The 21,374-nt window shown below is 77.4% G+C and carries 3 protein-coding genes (1 of these 3 running past the window's edge); all 3 read left to right on the forward strand.

Features of this window, described 5'->3' with window-relative positions; genetic code table 11:
* Tightly spaced (at most 40 nt apart), the 3 genes in view from BJP25_RS35350 to BJP25_RS34815 form a layout consistent with a single transcriptional unit that may run on beyond the window.
* Positions 1-3,631: the 3' end of a type I polyketide synthase gene (locus tag BJP25_RS35350; protein WP_075974676.1), read on the forward strand. Its footprint begins 19,403 nt before the window's first position; only the last 3,631 of its 23,034 coding nucleotides appear in the window; its start codon lies off the left edge, out of view; the stop codon is at positions 3,629-3,631.
* Positions 3,631-12,339: a type I polyketide synthase gene (locus BJP25_RS10820; protein ID WP_075974677.1), complete on the forward strand. Its 8,709-nt coding sequence runs from the start codon at positions 3,631-3,633 to the stop codon at positions 12,337-12,339. Before BJP25_RS35350 ends, BJP25_RS10820 begins: the two co-directional genes overlap by 1 nt.
* Before the next feature lie 40 nt (positions 12,340-12,379).
* Positions 12,380-21,358 carry a type I polyketide synthase gene (locus tag BJP25_RS34815; protein WP_075974678.1) on the forward strand — a complete coding sequence of 2,993 codons (8,979 nt, stop codon included), beginning with the start codon at positions 12,380-12,382 and terminating at the stop codon, positions 21,356-21,358.
* Positions 21,359-21,374 lie beyond the last annotated feature (16 nt).

The raw sequence follows: 21,374 nt of genomic DNA on the forward strand, positions 1-21,374 counted from the left end.
GGGCGTCGACACCTTCGCCGAGGTCGGCCCGCGCCCGGTGCTGTCGTCGGCCGTGCACGAGGTCGTCGAAGCCGCCGGTCGCACGGCCACCGTCGCGCCGTTGGCCCGTGAGGGGGTCAGCGAGGACAGGGCGGTCCTGGCCGGGGTCGGCGCGCTGTGGGTCGCCGGGGTCGAGGTCGACTGGACACCGGTGTTCGACGGCCTCGACGCCCGCCGCGTGGACCTGCCCACGTACCCGTTCCAGCGCGAGCGGTTCTGGCCCACGCCCGCCACCCCCACCGGGGACGTGACGGCGGCGGGCCTGGGCAGCGCGGACCACCCGCTGCTGGGCGCGGTGGTGGCGCTGGCCGACGGCGGGCACGTGCTGTCCGGGCGGTTGTCGGTGCAGGCGCAGCCGTGGCTGGCCGACCACCGGGTGCTGGGGCAGGTGCTGTTCCCGGGCACCGGGTTCGTCGAGCTGGCGCTGCGGGCGGGTGAGCTGTCGGGCGCCGAGGGGCTCGACGAGCTGACCATCACCGCCCCGCTGGTCCTCCCGGACCACGGCGCGGTGCAGGTGCAGGTGGTCGTCGACGGCGACGACGTGCGCGTGCACTCGCGCCGCGACGACTTCGGGGACTGGACCCTGCACGCCACCGGGGTGCTGGCCCGCGACCTGCCCGAGCCCGTCGGGCTCGACCAGTGGCCGCCCGCGGGCGCCGAACCCGTTGACGTGTCCCGCTTCTACGCCGACTACGCCCTGGGCGGGTTCGAGTACGGCCCGGTCTTCCAGGGCCTCACCGCGGCGTGGCGCACGCCCACCGCCGCCTACGTCGAGGTGGAGCTGCCCAGCGGCGACGCGGGCGACTTCGGCGTCCACCCGGCGCTGCTCGACGCCGTCCTGCAGGGGCTGGTGTTCGTCTCCGGTGGTGGCGCCCGCGTCCCGTTCTCCTGGGACCGCGTCGCGCTGCACGCGGTCGGCGCGCGGCACCTGCGGGCCAGGATCGCCGCCACGGCCGAGGACGTCGTCTCCCTCGACGCCGTCGACGCCACGGGCGCGCCGGTGCTGTCGGTGGGCGCGGTGGTGATGCGGGAGGTCTCGCGCGAGCGGCTGTCCACCGCGGACCCGCTGCTGGAGGTGGCGTGGAGGGAGTTCGAGCCGACCGGCGACCCGGCCGCCGAGGTGCGCACGCTGCACGTGTCCGGCGGCGACCCGCTGACCGAGCTGTCCAGGGTGCTCGCCGTCGTGCAGGAGCACCTGGACGGCGACAGCGCGGCCAGGTTGGTCGTGGTGACCCGCGGTGGCGTCGCGGTGGACGACGGGGTCTCGGTGGGCGCGCAACCGGTCGACATCGCCGGAGCCGCCGTGTGGGGCCTGCTGCGCTCGGCGGGCAACGAGCAACCCGGGCGCGTGGCCGTCATCGACACCGACGGCGACGTCCCCGAGGCGCTGCTGACCTGCGGTGAGCCGCAGGCGGCGGTGCGCGGCGGCCGGTGCTTCACCCCGACCCTGACCCGGGTCGTCGAGCAGCCCGCGCTGCCCGAGGGCGGGTGGCGGGCCGTCCACGACGACTCCGGGTCCCTCGACGGCATCTCCACCACCGCGGCCGAGCCCCGCCCGCTGGCGCCGGGTGAGGTGCGGGTGTCGGTGCGGGCCACCGGGCTCAACTTCCGCGACGTGCTCACCGTGCTGGGCATGTACCCCGGGGAGCCCGCCCCGCTGGGGTTGGAGGGCGCGGGCGTGGTGTCCGAGGTGGGCGCGGGTGTCACCGCGTTCGCCGTGGGCGACCGGGTGCTGGGCATGTTCCCGGCGGCCCTGGCCACCACAGCCGTCGCGGACGCCCGCATGCTGGCGCCGATCCCCGAGGGCTGCTCCTTCGCCGACGCGGCCACCGTCCCGATCGCCTACCTGTCGGCGTACTACGCCCTCCACGACCTCGCCGGGTTGACCGCGGGGGAGCGGGTGCTGGTGCACGCCGCCGCGGGCGGGGTGGGCATGGCCGCCGTGCAGCTCGCCCGGCACTGGGGCGCGGAGGTCATCGGGACGGCGAGCCCGGCCAAGCACGACGCCGTGCGGGCGCTGGGCCTGGCCGACGACGCCATCGCCTCCTCCCGCACCACCGAGTTCGCGGACCGCTTCGCCCCGGTCGACGTGGTGCTCAACTCGCTGGCGGGGGAGTTCGTCGACGCCTCGCTGCGGCTGCTCGCGCCCGGCGGTCGGTTCGTCGAGCTGGGCAAGACCGACGTCCGCGACCCCGCGGGCGTCCGCTATCGCGCGTTCGACCTCGTGGAGGCCGGGCCCGAGCGCACCGGCGAGATGCTGGCCGAGGTCATGGGCCTGCTGCGCGACGGGCGGGTGGGCGTCCTGCCCGCGACCACCTGGCACCCGAGGGAGCTGCCCGCGGCATTCCGGTACATGGCCGCCGCCCGGCACACCGGCAAGGTCGTCGTCGGCATCCCGGCGCCGCTGGGCGCCGGGCCCGTCCTCATCACCGGTGGCACCGGCGGCATCGGCTCCCGGCTGGCCCGCCACCTCGTCGACCGCCACGGCGTGCGGGACCTGGTCCTGCTCAGCCGCACCGGCGGGGCCGACGACCTGGTGGCCGAGCTGGCGGTCGCGGGCGCGAGCACCCGGGTGTTCGCCTGCGACGTCACCGACCGCGCCGCGCTGGCCGAGGTCGTGGCGCGGGTCGGTGACCTCACCGCGGTCTTCCACACCGCGGGCGTGGTCGACGACGCCACCACCGGTGGGCTCACCCCCGAGCGGCTGGCCGCGGTGGTGCGGCCCAAGCTCGACGGGGCGCGGTGGCTGCACGAGCTGACCCTGGGCATGGACCTGGGCGCGTTCGTCGTGTTCTCCGGCGCCGCGGGCCTGCTCGGCGGCCCCGGCCAGGGAAACTACGCGGCCGCCAACACCGCCCTGGACGCCCTCGCTCGGCACCGGCACGCCCTCGGCCTGCCCGCCACGGCGCTGGCGTGGGGGCCGTGGACCACCGAGTTCGGCATGACCAGCGCGCTGGGCGACACCGACGTGCGGCGCATGGCCCGCGGCGGTCTGCGCCCGCTGTCGGCGGCCGAGGGCATGGCCATGCTCGACGCGGCCCTGGTCTCCGCCCGCACCGAGCTGGTGCCGATGAAGGTCGACGCCGCCGCGCTGCGCGACCACCCCGACCAGGTGCCCGCGCTGCTGCGCGGGCTGGTGCCCACGGCCAGGGGCCGCACGCGGGCCGTCGCCGCCGCGGGCGCCCCCGCGGTGCCGCTGGCCGACCGGCTCGCCGAGCAGGCGCCCGAGCAGCGCGTGGAGACCCTGCTGGACCTGGTGACGAGCGAGGCCGCCGCGGTGCTCGGGCACGCCTCGGCCGACCGGGTCGACCCCGAGCGCAGCTTCAACGAGCTGGGCTTCGACTCGCTCACGGCGGTGGAGCTGCGCAACCGGCTCGGCGCCGCCACCGGGGTGCGGCTGCCCGCGACGCTCGTCTTCGACCACCCCACGGCGGTGGAGCTGGTCGCGCAGCTGCTGCTGGAGCTGGTGGGCGACCCCGCCGACGCGGCGCCCGAGGCGGGTCCCGGCGTGGTGGACGTGACCGAGGCCGAGATCGAGGCCGCGGACCCCGACGCCCTGTTCGCCCTGCTGGACCGCGAGCTGGAGGCCTGATGCCCGACGACAGCAAGTACCTCGACTACCTCAAGCGCGCGACGATCGACCTCAAGAAGGCGCGCCAGCGGGTCCAGCAGCTCGAGGACGCCGACCGCGAGCCGATCGCGGTGATCGGCATGGCGTGCCGGTTCCCCGGCGGGGTCAGCACCCCCGAGCGGCTGTGGTCGCTGCTGGCCGAGGAGGCCGACGCGATCGGCGGGTTCCCCACCGACCGCGGCTGGCCGCTGGCCGACCTGTACGACCCGGACCCCGACCGGGCGGGCTCGGTCTACGCCCGCGAGGGCGGCTTCCTGCACGACGCGGGCGAGTTCGACCCGGCGTTCTTCGGGATGAGCCCGCGCGAGGCGCTGGCCACCGACCCGCAGCAGCGGATCGTGCTCCAGCTGGCCTGGGAGGCGCTGGAGGGCGCGCGGCTGGACCCCACGTCGGTCAGCGGGCAGGACGTCGGGGTGTTCATCGGCGCGGCCGCCACCGGGTACGGCGCGGTGGCGGTGCTGCCGGAGGGCGTCGAGGGGCACCTGCTCACCGGCACGTCGACGTCGGTGGTCTCGGGCCGGGTGGCGTTCGCGCTCGGGCTGCGCGGCCCGGCCGTCACCGTCGACACGGCGTGCTCGTCGTCGCTGGTGGGCACGCACCTGGCGATGCGGGCGCTGCGCCGCTCGGAGTGCTCGCTGGCCCTGGCCGGTGGGGTGACGGTGATGCCGACGCCGGGGATGTTCCTGGAGTTCAGCCGCCAGCGGGGGTTGGCCCCGGACGGGCGGTGCAAGCCGTTCGCGGAGGCCGCCGACGGCACCGGTTGGTCCGAGGGCGCCGGGTTGCTGCTGCTGGAGCGGTTGTCCGACGCCGAGCGCCTGGGGCACCCGGTGCTGGCCGTGCTGCGCGGGTCCGCGGTCAACTCCGACGGCGCGTCCAACGGTCTCACCGCCCCCAACGGCCCGTCGCAGCGCGCGGTCATCACCAAGGCCCTCGCCGACGCGGGGCTCACCGCGGCCGAGGTCGACGCGGTGGAGGCGCACGGCACCGGCACCACCCTCGGGGACCCGATCGAGGCGCAGGCGCTGCTGGCCACCTACGGCAAGGCGCGCACCGACGCCGACCCGCTCTGGCTGGGCTCGGTGAAGTCGAACCTGGGCCACACCCAGGCCGCGGCCGGGGTGGCGGGCCTGATGAAGGTCATCCTGGCGCTGCGCCACGAACTGCTGCCGCGCAGCCTGCACGTCGACGAGCCCACCCACCACGTCGACTGGGACGCGGGCGCGGTGCGCCTGCTCACCGGGTCGCGCCCGTGGCCGCGGGGGGAGCGGCCGCGCCGGGCCGCGGTGTCCTCGTTCGGCATCAGCGGCACCAACGCCCACGTCATCGTCGAGCAGGCGCCCGCCGTCGCACCCGCGCCCGCCGCCGCCCGCCCCGACGCGCCGCTGCCGTGGGTGCTCTCGGCCAAGTCCGAGGCGGCCCTGGGCGCCCAGGCGACGCGGCTGCTCGCCCACCTGCGGGAGCACCCGGGGCTGGATCCGGCCGACGTCGCCCGTTCGCTGGCCACCACCCGCGCGCACTTCGAGCACCGGGCGGCCCTGGTGGGCGAGGACTCCGCCGAACTCACCGCCGCGCTCACCGACCTCGCCGCGGGCGCGGAGTCCCCGGCGGTGGTGCGGGGGCGCAACACCGGGCGGGGCAAGCTCGCGTTCCTGTTCTCCGGGCAGGGTTCCCAGCACCCCGGGATGGGGAAGGAGCTGCACGCGGCGTTCCCGGTGTTCGCTGCGGCCTTCGACGAGGTGTGCGGGCTGTTCGACCTCGGGCGGCCGCTGCGGGACGTGATCTTCGCCGGGGGCGCGGAACTGGCCGAGACCGAGTGGGCCCAGCCCGCCCTGTTCGCGGTCGAGGTGGCGCTGCACCGGTTGCTGGAGAGCTGGGGGGTGACCCCGGACCTGCTCCTGGGGCACTCCGTCGGCGAGCTAGTGGCCGCGCACGTCGCCGGGGTCATGACGCTGCCCGACGCGGTCACCGTCGTCACCGCGCGCGCCCGGCTGATGCAGTCCGCCGCCGCGGGCGGGGCGATGGTCGCGCTGCGCGCAGGGGAAGCCGAGGTGACGCCGCTGCTGCGCGAGGGGGTGTCGATCGCCGCTGTGAACGGACCCGGCTCCACCGTGGTGTCGGGTGCGAGCGAGGCGGTTGAGGCCATCGCGGCCGAGGTGGCGTCCTGGGGGCGGGAGACCAAGCGGCTGCGGGTCAACCACGCGTTCCACTCGCCGCTGCTGGACGGCGTGCTGGAGGAGTTCACCCGGGTCGTCGCGGGCATCGAGCTGTCCGAGCCGGTGCTGCCGGTGGTGTCGAACGTGACCGGCGCGGTGGCCCGCCCCGGCGAGCTGACCGACCCCGCCTACTGGGCGCGCCACGCCCGCGCGGCGGTCCGCTTCCACAGCGGGGTCGAGGCCCTGCTGGCGGCGGGCGCCACGCGCTTCCTGGAGGTGGGCCCGGACTCCCCGCTCACCGGTCTCGTCGGGGAAGTGGTGCCGCAGGGGCACTTCGTGGCCGGGGCGCAGCGGGCGGGCCAGCCCGAGGCGCGCGCCCTCGTCACGGCTGTGGCGGGCCTGCACGCCCACGGGCGCCACGTGGACTGGCTGCCGCTGACCGGCGGCGCCGTGGTGGACCTGCCCACGTACGCGTTCCAGCAGCGCCGCTACTGGCTCGAATCGGCAGCCACCGGCGGCGACGACCTGACCTACCAGAGCACCTGGGTCCCCGCGTCCCTGGCGCCAGCCACCGCGGGGTCGTCGTGGCTGGTCGTCGTCCCCGAGCGCGGTGTGCCGGACGGGGTCGCGGAGCTGGTCGCCGAACCGCTCGGCGCGGCCGTCGTCCCAGTGTCGGAGGTGGCTTCGCGGTCCGGCTACGACGGCGTGCTGTCCTTGCTGGCACTGGACGAACGCCTCGTCGACGGCGTCCCCGCGGGCCTGTCCGCCACGCTGGACCTGCTCGCGGCCGTGCCGGACGGCGTGCCGCTGTGGCTGGGCACCCAGGGCGCTGTCGCGGTGAACCCCGGCGACGGGCCCACCCACCCCGTCCAGGCGGCGGTCGGTGGACTGGGCCGGTCGCTGGCGGCGGAGTCGCCCGAGCGGTGGGGCGGGCTGGTGGACCTGCCCGAGCACCCCGACCGGCGGGCCCTGCGCGCCCTGGCGGACGTCGTGGTCCACCGGGGCGGCGAGTTCGCCCTGCGCGACACCGGTGTCTTCACCCGCAGGCTGCGCCGCGCCCCCGCCGGGCACGAGCCGGTGCGGGTGAGCGGGCGGGTGCTGATCACCGGCGGCACCGGCGGGCTGGGCGCGCTGGTGGCCCGCCACCTGGTCAGCCAGGGCACCCGCGACCTCGTGCTCATCAGCAGGCGCGGACCGGCTGCCCCCGGCGCCGAGGACCTGGCCGCCGACCTGCGCGCCGCGGGGGCCCAGGTCACCGTCGCCGTCTGCGACGCCGCCGACCGCGACCAGCTCGCGGCGCTGCTCGACGAGGTGGGCGAGCTGGGCGCGGTGGTGCACACCGCGGGGGTCCTGCACGACGGCACGCTCGACGGCCTGACGCCCGACCGGCTCGCCACCGTGCTGCGGCCGAAGCTGCTCGCCGCGCGCAACCTGCACGAGCTGGTCGGGGACGTCGGCGCGTTCGTGCTGTTCTCCTCGCTGGCCGCGGTGCTGGGCTCGGCGGGGCAGGCCAACTACGCCGCCGCCAACGCCTACCTCGACGCCCTGGCCGAGCACCGGGCGTCCCGGGGGCTCGCGGGCCTGTCGATCGCCTGGGGCCCGTGGGCCGGGGCGGGCATGGCCGCGGGTGCCACCACCAGCGGCAGGCTGGCCCGCGGCGGGCTGCCGCCGCTGCGGCCCGAGGCGGCGCTGGCCGCGCTGGACCGGGCGATGGGCGGGCGCACCCCCGCGGTCGTGGTGGCCGACGTGGACTGGGCGGTGTTCGCCGGTGCCGGGTCGCCGCTGCTGGGCGACCTCGTCGAGCGCCGCCCCGCCACCGCGCCGCGCACCGCCGCGGACGTCCTGCGGGAGGTGCCCGAGGCCGAGCGGGGGCACCGGGTGCTGGAGCTGGTCCGGGTGCACGCCGCCGCCGCGCTGGGCCACGACGGGCCCGACGACGTCGAACCCGACCGCGCCTTCGGCGACCTCGGGTTCGACTCGCTGACCGCGCTGGACCTGCGCAACCGGCTCACCGGCGCGACCGGGCTCACCCTGCCCGGCACCCTCGTCTACGACCACCCCACCCCCGCCGCGTTGGCGGCGGCCCTGCTGGCCGGGCTGGACATCGCCCCGGTGGCGCAGCGGCGGCGGACCAGCGACGACCCCATCGCGGTCGTCGGCATCGGCTGCCGCTTCCCCGGCGGGGTCGAGGACGCCGACCAGCTCTGGGACCTGCTCGCCGCGGGCCGCGACGCGATCACCGCAGCCCCCGCCGACCGGGGGTGGCCGGGGTCGGTCACCGCGACCGCGCGCGGCGGGTTCCTCTCCGACGCCACCGGGTTCGACGCCGGGTTCTTCGGCATCTCCCCGCGCGAGGCGCTGGCGATGGACCCGCAGCAGCGCGTCCTGCTGGAGACCGCGTGGGCGGCGGTGGAGCACGCCGGGATCGACCCGCTGTCGCTGCGCGAGACCGACACGGCGGTGTTCGTCGGCACCAACGGCCAGGACTACGGCGCCCTGCTCCAGCACGCGACGGCGGACGTGGAGGGGCACGCGGGCATCGGCAACGCCGCCGCGGTGCTGGCGGGCCGGGTGTCCTACGTGCTCGGCCTGCGCGGGCCCGCCGTCACCGTCGACACCGCCTGCTCGTCGGCCCTGGTCGCGATGCACTCGGCCGGGCAGGCACTGCGCGCGGGGGAGTGCTCGATGGCCCTGGCGGGCGGCATCACCGTGATGTCCACCCCGGGCGCGTTCGCGGAGTTCGGCAGGCAGGGCGGGCTGGCCCCGGACGGGCGCTGCAAGGCCTTCGGCGCGGGCGCGGACGGCACGAGCTGGGCCGAGGGCGTCGGTGTGCTGGTGCTGGAGCGGCTGTCCGACGCGCGGCGCCTCGGGCACCGGGTGCTGGCGGTCGTGCGCGGCAGCGCGGTCAACTCCGACGGCGCCTCCAACGGCCTCACCGCCCCGAACGGACCCGCCCAGCAGCGAGTGATCACGCAGGCGCTCGCCGCCGCCGGGGTCGACGCCGCGGACGTGGACGTGGTGGAGGCGCACGGCACCGGGACCGCGCTGGGCGACCCGATCGAGGCGCAGGCCATCCTCGCCACCTACGGCCGCGAGCGCGCCCGTCCGCTGCTGCTGGGGTCGGTGAAGTCCAACATCGGCCACACCCAGGCCGCCGCGGGCGTCGCCGGGGTGATCAAGGTGATCCAGGCGATGCGGCACGGCCTGGTGCCCAGGACCCTGCACGCCGACGAGCCGACCCCGCACGTGGACTGGTCGGCGGGCACCGTGCGGATCGCCACCGAGCCAACCCCGTGGCAGACCGACCGGCCGCTGCGGGCGGGGGTGTCGGCGTTCGGCGTCAGCGGCACCAACGCCCACCTGATCCTGGAGCAAGCCCCGGACGAGCCCGCCGCCCCGGCGGTGGACCCGGTCGAGGCCCCGCGCGCGTGGGTGCTGTCAGCCCGCGGTGCGGACGCGCTCGCCGCCCAAGCCGCTCGGCTGCACGACGCCCTGGGCACGACCTCGCCCGCTGACCTGGCCGTCTCCCTGGGCACCACACGGGCCGCGCTCACCCACAGGGCGGCTGTGCTCGGCACCACCACCGCCGACTTGCGCCTGGGCTTGGAGGCGATAGCTGCCGGGCGCGGGGCGCCGAACGTACTGCGCGGTGAGGCGGGCAGCGGGCGCTTGGCGTTCCTGTTCCCCGGCCAAGGCGCGCAGCGCGTGGGCATGGGGACGCAACTGCGCCGGGCCTTCCCCGTGTTCGCCGAGGCGTTCGACGAGGTGTGCGGGCATTTCTCCGGCCCTGTCCGGGAGGTGGTCGACGGGGACGAGCGGCGGTTGGAGCGCACCGAGTTCGCCCAGCCCGCGCTGTTCGCCGTCGAGGTCGCCCTGGCGCGGCTGTGGGAGTCGTGGGGGGTGCGACCGGACTTCCTCGTCGGGCACTCGGTCGGTGAGTTCGCCGCCGCCCACCTCGCCGGGGTGTTCGACCTGGCGGGCGCGTGCGCACTGGTGGAGGCGCGCGGGCGGCTCATGGGCGCGCTGCCCGCGGGCGGCGCGATGCTGTCGGTGGCCGCGTCCGAGGCCGAGGTGGTGGCCGCAGCGGCAGGGTCGGTGGACGTCGCGGCCGTCAACGGCCCCGGCTCGACGGTCGTCAGCGGCCCGGAGGACGCCGTTTCCGCAGTGGAGGCGGTGTTCGCCGAGCGCGGCCGCAAGACTAGGCGTTTGCGGGTCTCTCATGCGTTTCACTCGTCCCTGATGGAACCCATGTGCGCCGAGTTCGCCGCGGTGGCCGCGAAGACCGACTTCGCGCCGCCGTCCGCGGCGATGATCTCCACCGCCACCGGCGAACCCGCCGGGGCGGAGGTCGCGACGCCCGCCTACTGGGTCGACCAGGTGCGGTCCGCGGTCCGGTTCGGGGACGCCGTCGGAGCCCTGCTCGACCGGCGTGTCACCGGGTTCCTGGAAGTCGGACCCGGTGCCTCGCTGACCGCCCTGGCCGGTGAACTCGCCCCCGAGCACACCGCCGTGGCCTCGCTGCGCGGCGACGACGACGAGCCCACCCGGCTGGTGCGCGCCGCCGCGGCCCTGCACGTGGGCGGCCACGGCCCCGACTGGGCGCGGGTGTTCCCGGACGGCCGGGTCGTCGACCTGCCCACCTACGCGTTCCGGCACACCCGCTTCTGGCCGCAGCTGCGCCTGCCCGGGCCGGACCGCGACCGGCTGCGCCACCGCGTCGACTGGATCCCCGTCACCGCCCGCACCGCCACCCCCACCGGCACGTGGGTCGTGGTGGGGGCACCGGCTTCCCACCCCGTCGTCGATGCCCTGCTCGGCGGCGGGGTGGAGGTCCACCGCGTCGCCAACGCCGACCGCGCGACCCTAGCCGGGGCGCTGCGCGGCATCGACTGCGCCGGGGTGCTCGCCCTGCCCGCAGGGGTGGAGGACGCGCTGGCCGTGGTGCAGGCGCTCGGTGATGCCGAGTTCGGCGCCCCGCTGTGGCTGGCCACGACCGAGGCCGTCCCGGCGGGCGGCACCACGCCGGACCCCGACGCCCACCAGGTGTGGGGCTTCGGCCTGGTCGCCGGGCTGGAGCACCCCGACCGCTGGGGCGGGTTGCTCGACCTGCCCGCCGAGGTCGACGCGCCCACCGCCCGCAGCGTCCTGGCCGTCCTCGCGGGCGGGTTCGACGACAGGCAGGTGGCCGTGCGCGGGGACGCCGTGCTGGCCCGCAGGCTCGCCCGCGACCCCGCGACCCCCGCCGGGTCCTGGAAGCCCGCGGGCACGGTGCTCGTCACCGGCGGTTCGGGCGCGCTGGGCGGCGCGGTCGCCCGCTGGGCCGCCGACGCCGGGGCCGACCGCGTGCTGCTGCTCAGCCGCAGCGGCACCGGGCTCACCGACGCGCCGGGCGCGGCCGTCGTCCCCGTCGCCTGCGACGTCACCGACCGGGACGCGCTGGCCCGGGTGATCGCGGCCATCCCGGCCGAGCACCCGCTGACCGCGGTCGTGCACGCCGCCGGTGTGCTCGACGACGCCACGATCGGCTCGCTCACCCCGGACCGGCTGCGCACGGTGCTCGCGGCCAAGAAGCTCGGCGCCGAGCACCTCGACGAGCTGACCGCGGACCTGGAGCTGGACGCGTTCGTCGTGTTCTCCTCGCTGGCCGCCACGGTCGGTTCGGCGGGGCAGGCCAACTACGCCGCCGCCAACGCCCACCTCGACGCCTTCGCCCACGCCCGCCGAGCCGCCGGGCGCCCGGTGACCTCGATCGCCTGGGGCCCGTGGGCCGGTGGCGGCATGGCCGCCGACCCGGGCGCCGCCGACCGGTTGCGGCGCAACGGCATGACGCCCCTCGACCCGGCGACCGCGCTGGACTGCCTGCGCGACGCGGTGGAGTCCGGGGACGCGCACGTCGCCGTGGCCGACATCGACTGGGCCGTGTTCGGCGCGGGCTACCGGTCCACCCCGCACGCCGCCCTGGTCACCGGTCTGTCCCCTGTGGACGTCCCGGTGGAGCGGGCGGCGCCCGCGCTGGAGCTGGGCGGGTTGTCCGAGGCGGACCAGGCGCGCGTGCTGCTCACCCTCGTCCAGGAGCACGCCGCCGCCGTCCTGGGCCACCGCGACAGCGCCGCGATCGGCGCCCGGGCCCCGTTCGCCACCCTCGGGTTCGACTCGCTGACCGCGGTGGAGTTCCGCAACGCGCTGGCGGCGGCGACCGGGCTGGCGCTGCCGCCGACGCTGGTGTTCGACCACCCCACCCCGCTGGCCGTGGCCGGGGTGCTGCGCGCCTGGCTCGCCCCGGCGGCCGCCGACCCGGCCGAGCGGCTGGCGGCGGTGCTCGACGAGCTGGAGGCCGGGCTCGCCGCGCTGGCCGACGAACCGGCCCGCGCCGGGGTGCTGGCCCGGCTGCGGCGGCTCGCGGGCGCGGGCGGCACCGGGGCCGCCCCGGCCGCCGGTGGCGCGGCCGAGGCGCTGGCGGCGGCGAGCAAGGACGAGGTGTTCGACTTCATCGAGCGCGAGCTGGGGCTGTCGTGACGCCCGGCGCGCGCACCGCGGCCGGGCACGGGAGGCGGGCATGACCGACGACGAGAAGCTGCTCGGCTACCTCAAGAAGGTGACCGCCGACCTGCACCGGACCCGGCAGGAGCTGGCCGAGGCCGGGGCCAGGGAGCACGAGCCGATCGCCGTGGTGGGCATGGCCTGCCGGTTCCCCGGCGGGGTCAGCGGCCCGGAGGAGTTCTGGGACCTGCTCGCGGGCGGGGTCGACGCGATGACCGGTTTCCCCGCCGACCGCGGCTGGGACGGTGCCGGGGAGCCGGGCGCGGTGGGCGGCTTCCTCAGCGGCGTCGGGGAGTTCGACGCGGACTTCTTCGGCATCTCCCCGCGCGAGGCGCTGGCGATGGACCCGCAGCAGCGGTTGCTGCTGGAGGTGTCGTGGGAGGCGCTGGAGCGGGCCAGGATCGACCCCGAGGGCCTGCGCGGCTCGTCGACCGGGGTGTTCGTCGGCACCAACGGCCAGGACTACCCCGGCCTGCTCACCGGCGCCGTGGAGGGCGCCGAGGTCAGCGGGCACGCGGCGATCGGCAACATCTCCTCGGTGCTCTCCGGCCGCGTCGCCTACGCGCTGGGGCTGGAGGGCCCGGCGGTGTCGGTGGACACCGCGTGCTCGTCGTCGCTGGTGGCCCTGCACTGGGCGGTGCGGGCGCTGCGCGCCGGGGACTGCTCGCTCGCGCTGGTGAGCGGGGTGACGGTGATGTCGACCCCGGCGGTGTTCGCGGAGTTCGCCCGCCAGGGCGGGTTGGCCGCCGACGGCCGCTGCAAGGCGTTCTCCGACGACGCCGACGGCACCGCGTGGGGCGAGGGCATCGGGGTGCTGGTGGTGGAGCGGCTGTCCGAGGCACAGCGGCTCGGGCACCGGGTGCTGGCCGTCGTGCGCGGTTCCGCAGTCAACTCCGATGGCGCGTCCAACGGGCTGACCGCCCCCAACGGGCCCGCCCAGCAGCGGGTGATCACCCACGCCCTCGCCGACGCGGGCCTGGGCGCGGACGAGGTCGACGCGGTGGAGGCGCACGGGACCGGCACGGTGCTCGGGGACCCCATCGAGGCCCAGGCCCTGCTGGCCACCTACGGCCGGGGTCGCGCGCGCGGCCCGCTGCTGCTCGGGTCGGTGAAGTCCAACATCGGCCACACCCAGGCCGCCGCGGGCGTGGCCGGGGTGATCAAGATGATCCAGGCGATGCGGCACCGGGTGCTGCCGCGCACCCTGCACGCCGCCGAGCCCACCACCCGCGTCGACTGGACGGCCGGGTCGGTGGAGCTGCTGACCTCCGCCCGCCCCTGGGACTCCGAGGGGCCCCGGCGCGCGGGCGTGTCGTCGTTCGGCATCAGCGGCACCAACGCGCACGTGATCCTGGAAGAGGTCCCGGAGGACGAGCACGCCGAGCCGGGCCCGGCTGCGGTGGTGCCGTGGGTGCTGTCCGCGCGCGACGAGAGCGGGCTGCGCGCCCAGGCCGAACGGCTCGCCGGCGTGTCCGGCCCCGTGGTGGACGCCGCGTGGTCGCTGGCCACCACCCGGGCGGCGCTGGACGAGCGGGCCGTGGTCGTGGGCGGGGACCTCGACGAGGTGCGGGCTGGCCTCGGGGTGCTGCCGGTGCGCGGCCGGGTCGGTGGCGCGGGCCGGGTCGGCGCGTTGTTCTCCGGCCAAGGTGCCCAGCGCCCGGGTATGGGCGCGCGGCTGCGCGCGCGGTTCCCGGTGTTCGCCAACGCCCTGGCCGAGGTCTGCGCGCACTTCGACCCCGCCGTCGAGCGGGCCATGACCACCGGCGACGGCCTCGACGAGACCCGCTTCACCCAGCCCGCGCTGTTCGCCTACGAGGTGGCGCTGTTCCGGCTGCTGGAGTCCTGGGGCGTGCGCCCGGAGGTGCTGCTGGGGCACTCGGTCGGGGAGATCGCCGCCGCGCACGTGGCGGGGGTGTGGTCGCTGGCCGACGCGTGCGCGCTCGTCGCCGCCCGCGGCAGGCTCATGCAAGCGCTGCCGCCCGGCGGGGCGATGCTCGCCGTGGAGGCCACCGAGGACGAGGTGCGCCCGCTGCTGACCGCCGGCACCTCGCTGGCCGCGGTCAACGGCCCGCGCGCGGTCGTGGTGTCCGGTGTGGACAGCGAGGTCGACGCGCTCGCCGCGCGGTTCGCCGACCGCCGCACCACCCGGCTCGCGGTCAGCCACGCCTTCCACTCCCCGCTCGTCGAACCCGCGCTGGCGGAGTTCGAGCAGGTCGTGCGCGGGCTCACCGCCTCGCCGCCCACGCTGCCGGTGATCTCCAACCTGACCGGGCGCGCCGACGCCGACCTGACCGACCCCCGCTACTGGGTGCGCCACGCCCGCGAGGCCGTGCGCTTCGCCGACGGCTACGCCGAGCTGGTGGCCCGCGGGGTCGACGCCGTCGTCGAGGTCGGACCGCGCGGCGTGCTGACCCCCGCCGCAGGCGCGCTGGCCGAGCTGCCCGTGGTCCCGCTGGGCGGCGAGTCGCCCACCGAGGAGCACGCGCTGCTCACCGGGGTCGGCAAGCTGTGGGTGCGCGGGGTGCCGGTGGACTGGACCGCGGCGTTCGACGGCCTGTCCCCGCGCGTGGTGGACCTGCCCACGTACCCGTTCCAGCGCGAGCGGTTCTGGCCCACACCCGCCGAGCGGGTGGCCGAGGCCGACCGCGGCCCCACCGACCGGCTGTGGGAACTGGTGGCGTGCGAGGACGTCGCCGGGGTGGCCGAGCTGCTGGGGGCCGGGCCGGGCACGCGCGTCGAGGGCGTGGCGGGCGTGGTGTCGGTGCTCGGGTCGTGGCGGCGGCGGGTCGAGGAGCAGTCGATCGTCGAGTCCTGCCGGTACGCGGTGCGCTGGGTGTCGCTGACCCCGACCCGCGCGACGACCGCGGGCCTGTGGGTCCTGCTGGCCGCCGCGGGTGCCGAGGGCGCGGTGGAAGCGCTCGCCGCGTCGCTGCGGGCCTGCGGGGCGCGCACGGCGGTGGTCGGGCTCGGCGTGGGGGTGACGCGCGAGGACGTGGCCGCGCGCATCCGCGACGTGGTGGGCGAGCCGCCCGCCGGGGTGGTGTGCCTGCCCGCCTGGGACGAGCCGGGTGAGGCGGCCGTGGGCGGGTTGTGGGAGCTGGCGGTGGTCGCGCAGAGCCTGGCCGACCTCGACGTCACCGCCCCGCTGTGGTGCGTGACCCGCGGCGGTGTGGCCGTGGGTGTCGGGGAGTCGGTCGGCTCGCCCGTCGCCACGGGGCTGTGGGGCCTGGGCCGGGTGGTGGGGTTGGAGCGCGGCGGCGCCTGGGGCGGTGTCGTGGACGTGCCCGCCGGGCCGGTGGGCACCGGGACGTGGGCGCGGGTGGCGTCGGCGGTGTGCGGTGGTGTGCCGGGGGAGAACGAGATCGCCCTGCGCCCGTCCGGGGTCTTCGGGCGGCGGCTGGTGCCCCACCGCGACTCCGGTGCCGCCGGGCGGGTCCCGTCGCTCAAGGGCGGCACGGTGCTCGTCACCGGGGGCACCGGCGCGCTGGGGCTGCTGGCCGCGGACTGGTTGGCCGGGCACGGGGTGGCGCGGATCGCGCTGCTGAGCCGCCGGGGCGCGGGCGCCGACGGGGTGGCTCGGCTGCGGGAGCGGCTGGCCGAGCGCGGTGTGGCGCTGGAGGTGCACGCCTGCGACGTGGCCGACCGGGTGGGCCTGGCCGCGGTGGTCGACCGCGTCGGCGCGGCCGGGCCGCCGCTGCGCGGGGTGCTGCACGCGGCGGGCGTGGTCGAGAACGACCTGGTGGTGGACCTGTCCTGGGAGCGGTTCGCGGACGTGGTGCGCGCCAAGGTGGTCGGCGGGTGGAACCTGCACGAGGTCACCCGGGACCTGGACCTGGCGCTGTTCGTGGCGTTCTCCTCCGTCGCGGGCGTGTGGGGCTCGGGCGCCCAGGGCGCCTACGCGGCGGGCAACGCCTTCCTCGACGGCCTCGTCGACCACCGGCGCGGGCTCGGCCTGGCCGGGACGTCGGTGGCGTGGGGCCCGTGGGAGGGCGCGGGCATGGCGGGCGACACCGAGGTGGTGCGCGAGCTGCACCGCCGCGGGCTGGCGCGCATCGCCCCCGAGGTCGGCTTCGCCGCGCTGGACCGGGTGGTCGCCGGGGGCGAGGCGTTCGCCGTGGTGGCCGACGCGGACTGGGCGCGGCTGGTGCCGCCCTTCGCCGCCGCGGGCATGGCCGGGCTGTTCACCGAGATCCCCGCCGCGCGCGCCGCCGTCGAGGGGCCGCGCCCGGCCGAGCGGGGCGGCGGGCTGGCCGAGGTGCTCGCGCCGCTGCCCGAGGTCGAGCGCGACCGGGTGCTGGTCGACCTGGTGCGCGAGCACGGCGCTGTGGTGCTCGGCCACCACGACAGCGGTCGCTTCGACGTCGACCGCCCGTTCCGCGACCTCGGGTTCGACTCGCTGACCGCGGTGGAGCTGCGCGACCGGCTCGTCACCGCCACCGGCACGGCGCTGCCCGCCTCCGCCGTCTTCGACTTCCCCACCCCGCGCGCGCTGGCCGCCGACCTGCGCACCCGGCTCACCGGCGCCGCCGCCACCGCCGCGCCGACCACCGGGACCCCGGTGGCGCCCGCGGTCCCGCTCGACGACGACCCGGTGTGCGTGGTGGGCATGGCCTGCCGCCTGCCGGGGGGCATCGCCTCGCCGCAGGACTGCTGGGACCTGGTGGTCGACGGCCGGGAGGGCATCGGCCCGTTCCCCGCCGACCGCGGCTGGGACGTGCGCGCCGAGGGCGGGTTCCTCGACGGCGCCGCCGACTTCGACGCCGCGTTCTTCGGGATCTCCCCGCGCGAGGCGCTGTCGATGGACCCGCAGCAGCGGGTGGTGCTGGAGAACGCGTGGGAGGCGCTGGAGGACGCCGGGATCGACCCGGTGTCGCTGCGCCGCTCGGACACGGGCGTGTTCATGGGCGTGACCTACTCCGGCTACCAGGCCGCGGTGGAGGCCGCCGCGGAGGAGGCAGCGCGCGGCTACGGGCTCACCGGGTCGGCGCCGAGCGTGGTGTCCGGGCGGATCGCCTACGCGCTGGGGCTGGAGGGCCCGGCGGTGTCGGTGGACACCGCGTGCTCGTCGTCGCTGGTGGCGCTGCACTGGGCGGCGCAGGCGCTGCGGCGCGGGGAGTGCTCGCTGGCGCTGGCCGGTGGGGTGACCGTGATGGCCACGCCGGGGGCGTTCGTGGAGTTCGGGCGCCAGGGCGGGCTGGCCTCCGACGGCCGGTGCAAGGCGTTCTCCGACGACGCCGACGGCACCGGGTGGTCCGAGGGCGTCGGCGTCGTGGTCGTGGAGCGGATGTCGGACGCGCGGCGCAACGGGCACCGGGTGCTGGCCGTGCTGCGCGGTTCGGCGGTGAACTCCGATGGCGCATCCAACGGGTTGACCGCGCCGAACGGGCCGTCGCAGGAGCGGGTGATCCGCCGGGCGCTGGCCGACGCCGGGCTCACCGCCGCGGAGGTCGACGTGGTGGAGGCGCACGGCACGGGCACCCGCCTCGGTGACCCGATCGAGGCGCAGGCGGTGCTGGCCACCTACGGCCAGGACCGCGCCGAGCCGCTGTGGCTGGGCTCGATCAAGTCCAACATCGGCCACACCCAGGCCGCCGCCGGTGTCGCCGGGGTGATCAAGGTGGTGCAGGCGATGCGGCACGGGCTGCTGCCCCGCACCCTGCACGCCGAGGTCCCCTCCACCCACGTCGACTGGACCGCGGGCAGCGTGCGGCTGCTGACCGAGCAGCGGGCGTGGCCGCAGACCGGGCGCCCGCGCCGCGCGGGCGTGTCGTCGTTCGGCATCAGCGGCACCAACGCCCACGTCATCCTCGAACAGGCCCCGCCGACCGCCCCGGTGCCTGCGACGGCGGCCGTGGTGCCGTGGGTGCTCTCGGCCCGCGACCCGCGCGCCCTCGCCGCGCAGGCTGGCCGCGTGGCCGCCGCGGACGCGCCCGCGACCGCGGTCGGCGCCGCGCTCGCCCGCTCCCGCACCGGCCTGCCGCTGCGCGCGGTCGTCCTCGGCCCCGGCCCGGACGACCTGCGCGCCGGGCTGCGCGCGCTGTCCGAGGGCGGGCGGGCGCCCGGGTTGACCACCGGCGCGGCCCCCGCCGACCCCGGCCCGCTCGCGGCGGTGTTCGCGGGGCAGGGCGCGCAGCGGCCGGGCATGGGCCGCGACCTGCACGAGCGGCACCCGGTGTTCGCCGCGGCGCTCGACGAGATCTGCGCGCAGTTCGACCTGCTGCTGGACCACCCGCTGCGGGAGGCGATGTTCACCGGCGGCGAGCGGCTCGACCGCACCGCCTGCACCCAGGCCGCGCTGTTCGCCCACGAGGTCGCGCTGTGGCGGCTGGCGGAGTCCTTCGGCGTGCGCGCCGACTACCTCATCGGCCACTCCATCGGCGAGCTGACCGCCGCCCACGTCGCCGGTGTGCTGACCCTGCCCGACGCGTGCGCGCTCATCGCCGCCCGGGGCAGGCTGATGCAGGCCCTGCCCGAGGGCGGGGCGATGGTGGCGGTGGAGGCCACCGAGGACGAGCTGCTGCCGCTGCTGGACGGGCGCACCGGGGAGGTGGGGATCGCCGCGGTGAACTCCCCGCGCTCGGTGGTGCTCTCCGGCGACACCGACGCCGTGCTGGAGATCGCCGCGGCCGTCGCCGCCGACGGGCGCAAGACGCGGCGGTTGCCGGTGAGCCACGCGTTCCACTCGCCGCGGGTCGACGCGATGGTGGCCGACTTCGCCCGCGCGGCGGCCGAGGTGCGCTACCACCCGCCGCGGCTGCCCGTGGTGTCCAACGTGACCGGTGCGCTCGTCGAGCCCGAGCTGCTGTGCTCCCCGCAGTACTGGGTGTCGCACGTGCGCAGGCCGGTGCGCTTCGCCGACGGCATCACCCACCTGATCGGCCGGGGCGTGCGGCGCTTCGTGGAGGTCGGCCCGGACGCGGTGCTGTCCTCGGCCATCCACGAGTGCGGCGACGAGCCGGTCCAGGTGACGGCGCTGCAACGGGCGGGCCGCCCGGGGGCGATCACGGCGATGTCCGGGTTCGCCGCCCTCTACACCCAGGGCACCCCGATCGACTGGACCGCGGCCTTCGACACCGAGCAGCCCCCCGTCACCCTGCCGACCTACCCGTTCCAGCGCGAGCGCTACTGGCTGGCGCCCGCCGCCGCGCGCCACCCCCTGCACGCCAACGGCTACGAGGTCACCTGGCAGCCGCTGGCGCGGGGCGTGGCCGACGCGCCGGGTGAGTGGGTGGTGCTCGCGGCGGAGGACGACGCGGCCGCGGCGCTGCTGGCGGGGGCGCTGCCCGACGCCGAGGTGCGCGCGGTGCCCGAGTGGGACCGGGTCGCGCTGCGCGACGCGGTGAAGGTGCCCGCGGGCGCGGGTGTGCTGGCGCTCCCGGGCTCGGTGGACGACCTGCTCGCCCTGGTGCAGGCCGCGGCCGACGTCGACGTCCAGGGGCCGCTGTGGTGCCTGACCGTCGATGACGAGCAGGCGGCGGGCATCCGAGGCCTCGGCAGGGTCGCCGCGCTGGAGCAGCCCGCGCGCTGGGGCGGGCTGGTGGACGTGTCCGGCCCGCTGACCGCCGAGTCGGTCGACGCCGTCTGCGCGGTGCTGTCCGGCGACTACGCCGACGACCAGGTGCGGGTGCGCGGCTCGCAGGTGTCCGGGCGCCGCGTCGTCCGCCTCAGCGGGTCGCCCGAGGCCGAGTGGACCCCGCGCGGCACGGTGCTGATCACCGGCGGCACCGGCGGTCTCGGCGTGGAGGTCGCCCGCTGGGCCGCCCGCGCGGGCGCCGACCACCTCGTCCTGGTCAGCCGCGCGGGCGAGGCCAAGACCCCCGAGCTGCGCGCGGAACTGGCGGCGCTCGGCGCGGGTGTCACCTTCGCCGCGTGCGACGTCGCCGACCGCGACGCCCTCGCCGCGGTGCTGGCCGCCGTGCCCGCCGAGCACCCGCTCACGGCCGTGGTGCACGCGGCGGGGGTCGGCCAGTCCTGCCCGCTGGGCGAGATGACCACCGCCGAGCTGGACCGGGTCCGCGCGGCGAAGGTCGGCGGCGCCGAGCACCTGCACGAGCTGACCCGCGACCTGGACCTGGACGCGTTCGTGCTGTTCTCCTCCATCGCCGGGGTGTGGGGCAGCGGCGCCCAGGGCGCCTACGCCGCGGCGAACGCCCACCTCGACGGGCTGGCCGAGCGCCGCCGCGCCGCGGGCCTGCCCGCCACCGCGATCGCCTGGGGCCCCTGGGCGGGCGCCGGTCTCGCCGTGGCCGAGGGCGGCGCCGAGCAGCTGGCCCGCCGCGGGCTGCCGCTGATCGACCCGGCCGCGGCCCTGGCGGGCATGGCCCGGCTGGTCGGGTCCGGGGCGACCGCGGCGGTGTTCGCCGAGGTCGACTGGAGCCGCTTCGCCCCCGCCTTCACCGCGCTGCGGCCGAGCGCGCTGTTCGACGGCATCGCGGGCGCCGAGACCACCACCGCGCCGGAGCCCGCGGGCGACGGGCGGTTCCTGCGCGAGCTGTCCGCGCTGGCCGGTGCCGCCCGGCGCACCGCGGTGCTGGACCTGGTGCGCGCCGAGGTCGCGGCCGTGCTCGGGTTCGCCGGGCCCGCCGACGTGCCCGCCGCGCGCGCCTTCCAGGAGATGGGCTTCGACTCGCTGACCGCCGTGGAGCTGCGCAACGCGCTCTCCGGCGCCACCGGTGAGGCGCTGCCCGCGACCCTGGTCTTCGACCACCCCACCCCGGCCGCGCTGGCCGACCACCTGCACCGGCTGCTCGACGACGGCGGGCGCCCGCTGGCGGCGCTGCTCGACGACCTCGACCGGGTGCGCGCCGGGCTGAGCGGGGCGGACCTGTCGGCCACCGAGCGGCTCACCGTGCAGCGGCGGCTCACCGAGCTGGCCCTGGCGGTCACCGGGCGGGCCGCCGAGCCCGAGCCCGCGGCCGAGGACGCCGCCGACCTGACCGACGCGACCGACGACGAGCTCTTCGACGCCCTCGACGGCGAGTTCGGCGCACGCTGACCCACCACCCAAGGAG

It is taken from the genome of Actinokineospora bangkokensis (genome assembly GCF_001940455.1).
In the GTDB taxonomy this organism is placed as follows: Bacteria; Actinomycetota; Actinomycetes; order Mycobacteriales; family Pseudonocardiaceae; genus Actinokineospora; species Actinokineospora bangkokensis.

Bases quoted from the DNA above. Each gene is read 5' to 3' on its own strand.
- BJP25_RS10820 (WP_075974677.1), top strand. From the start codon at position 3,631: ATGCCCGACGACAGCAAGTACCTCGACTACCTCAAGCGCGCGACGATC.
- BJP25_RS34815 (WP_075974678.1), top strand. From the start codon at position 12,380: ATGACCGACGACGAGAAGCTGCTCGGCTACCTCAAGAAGGTGACCGCC.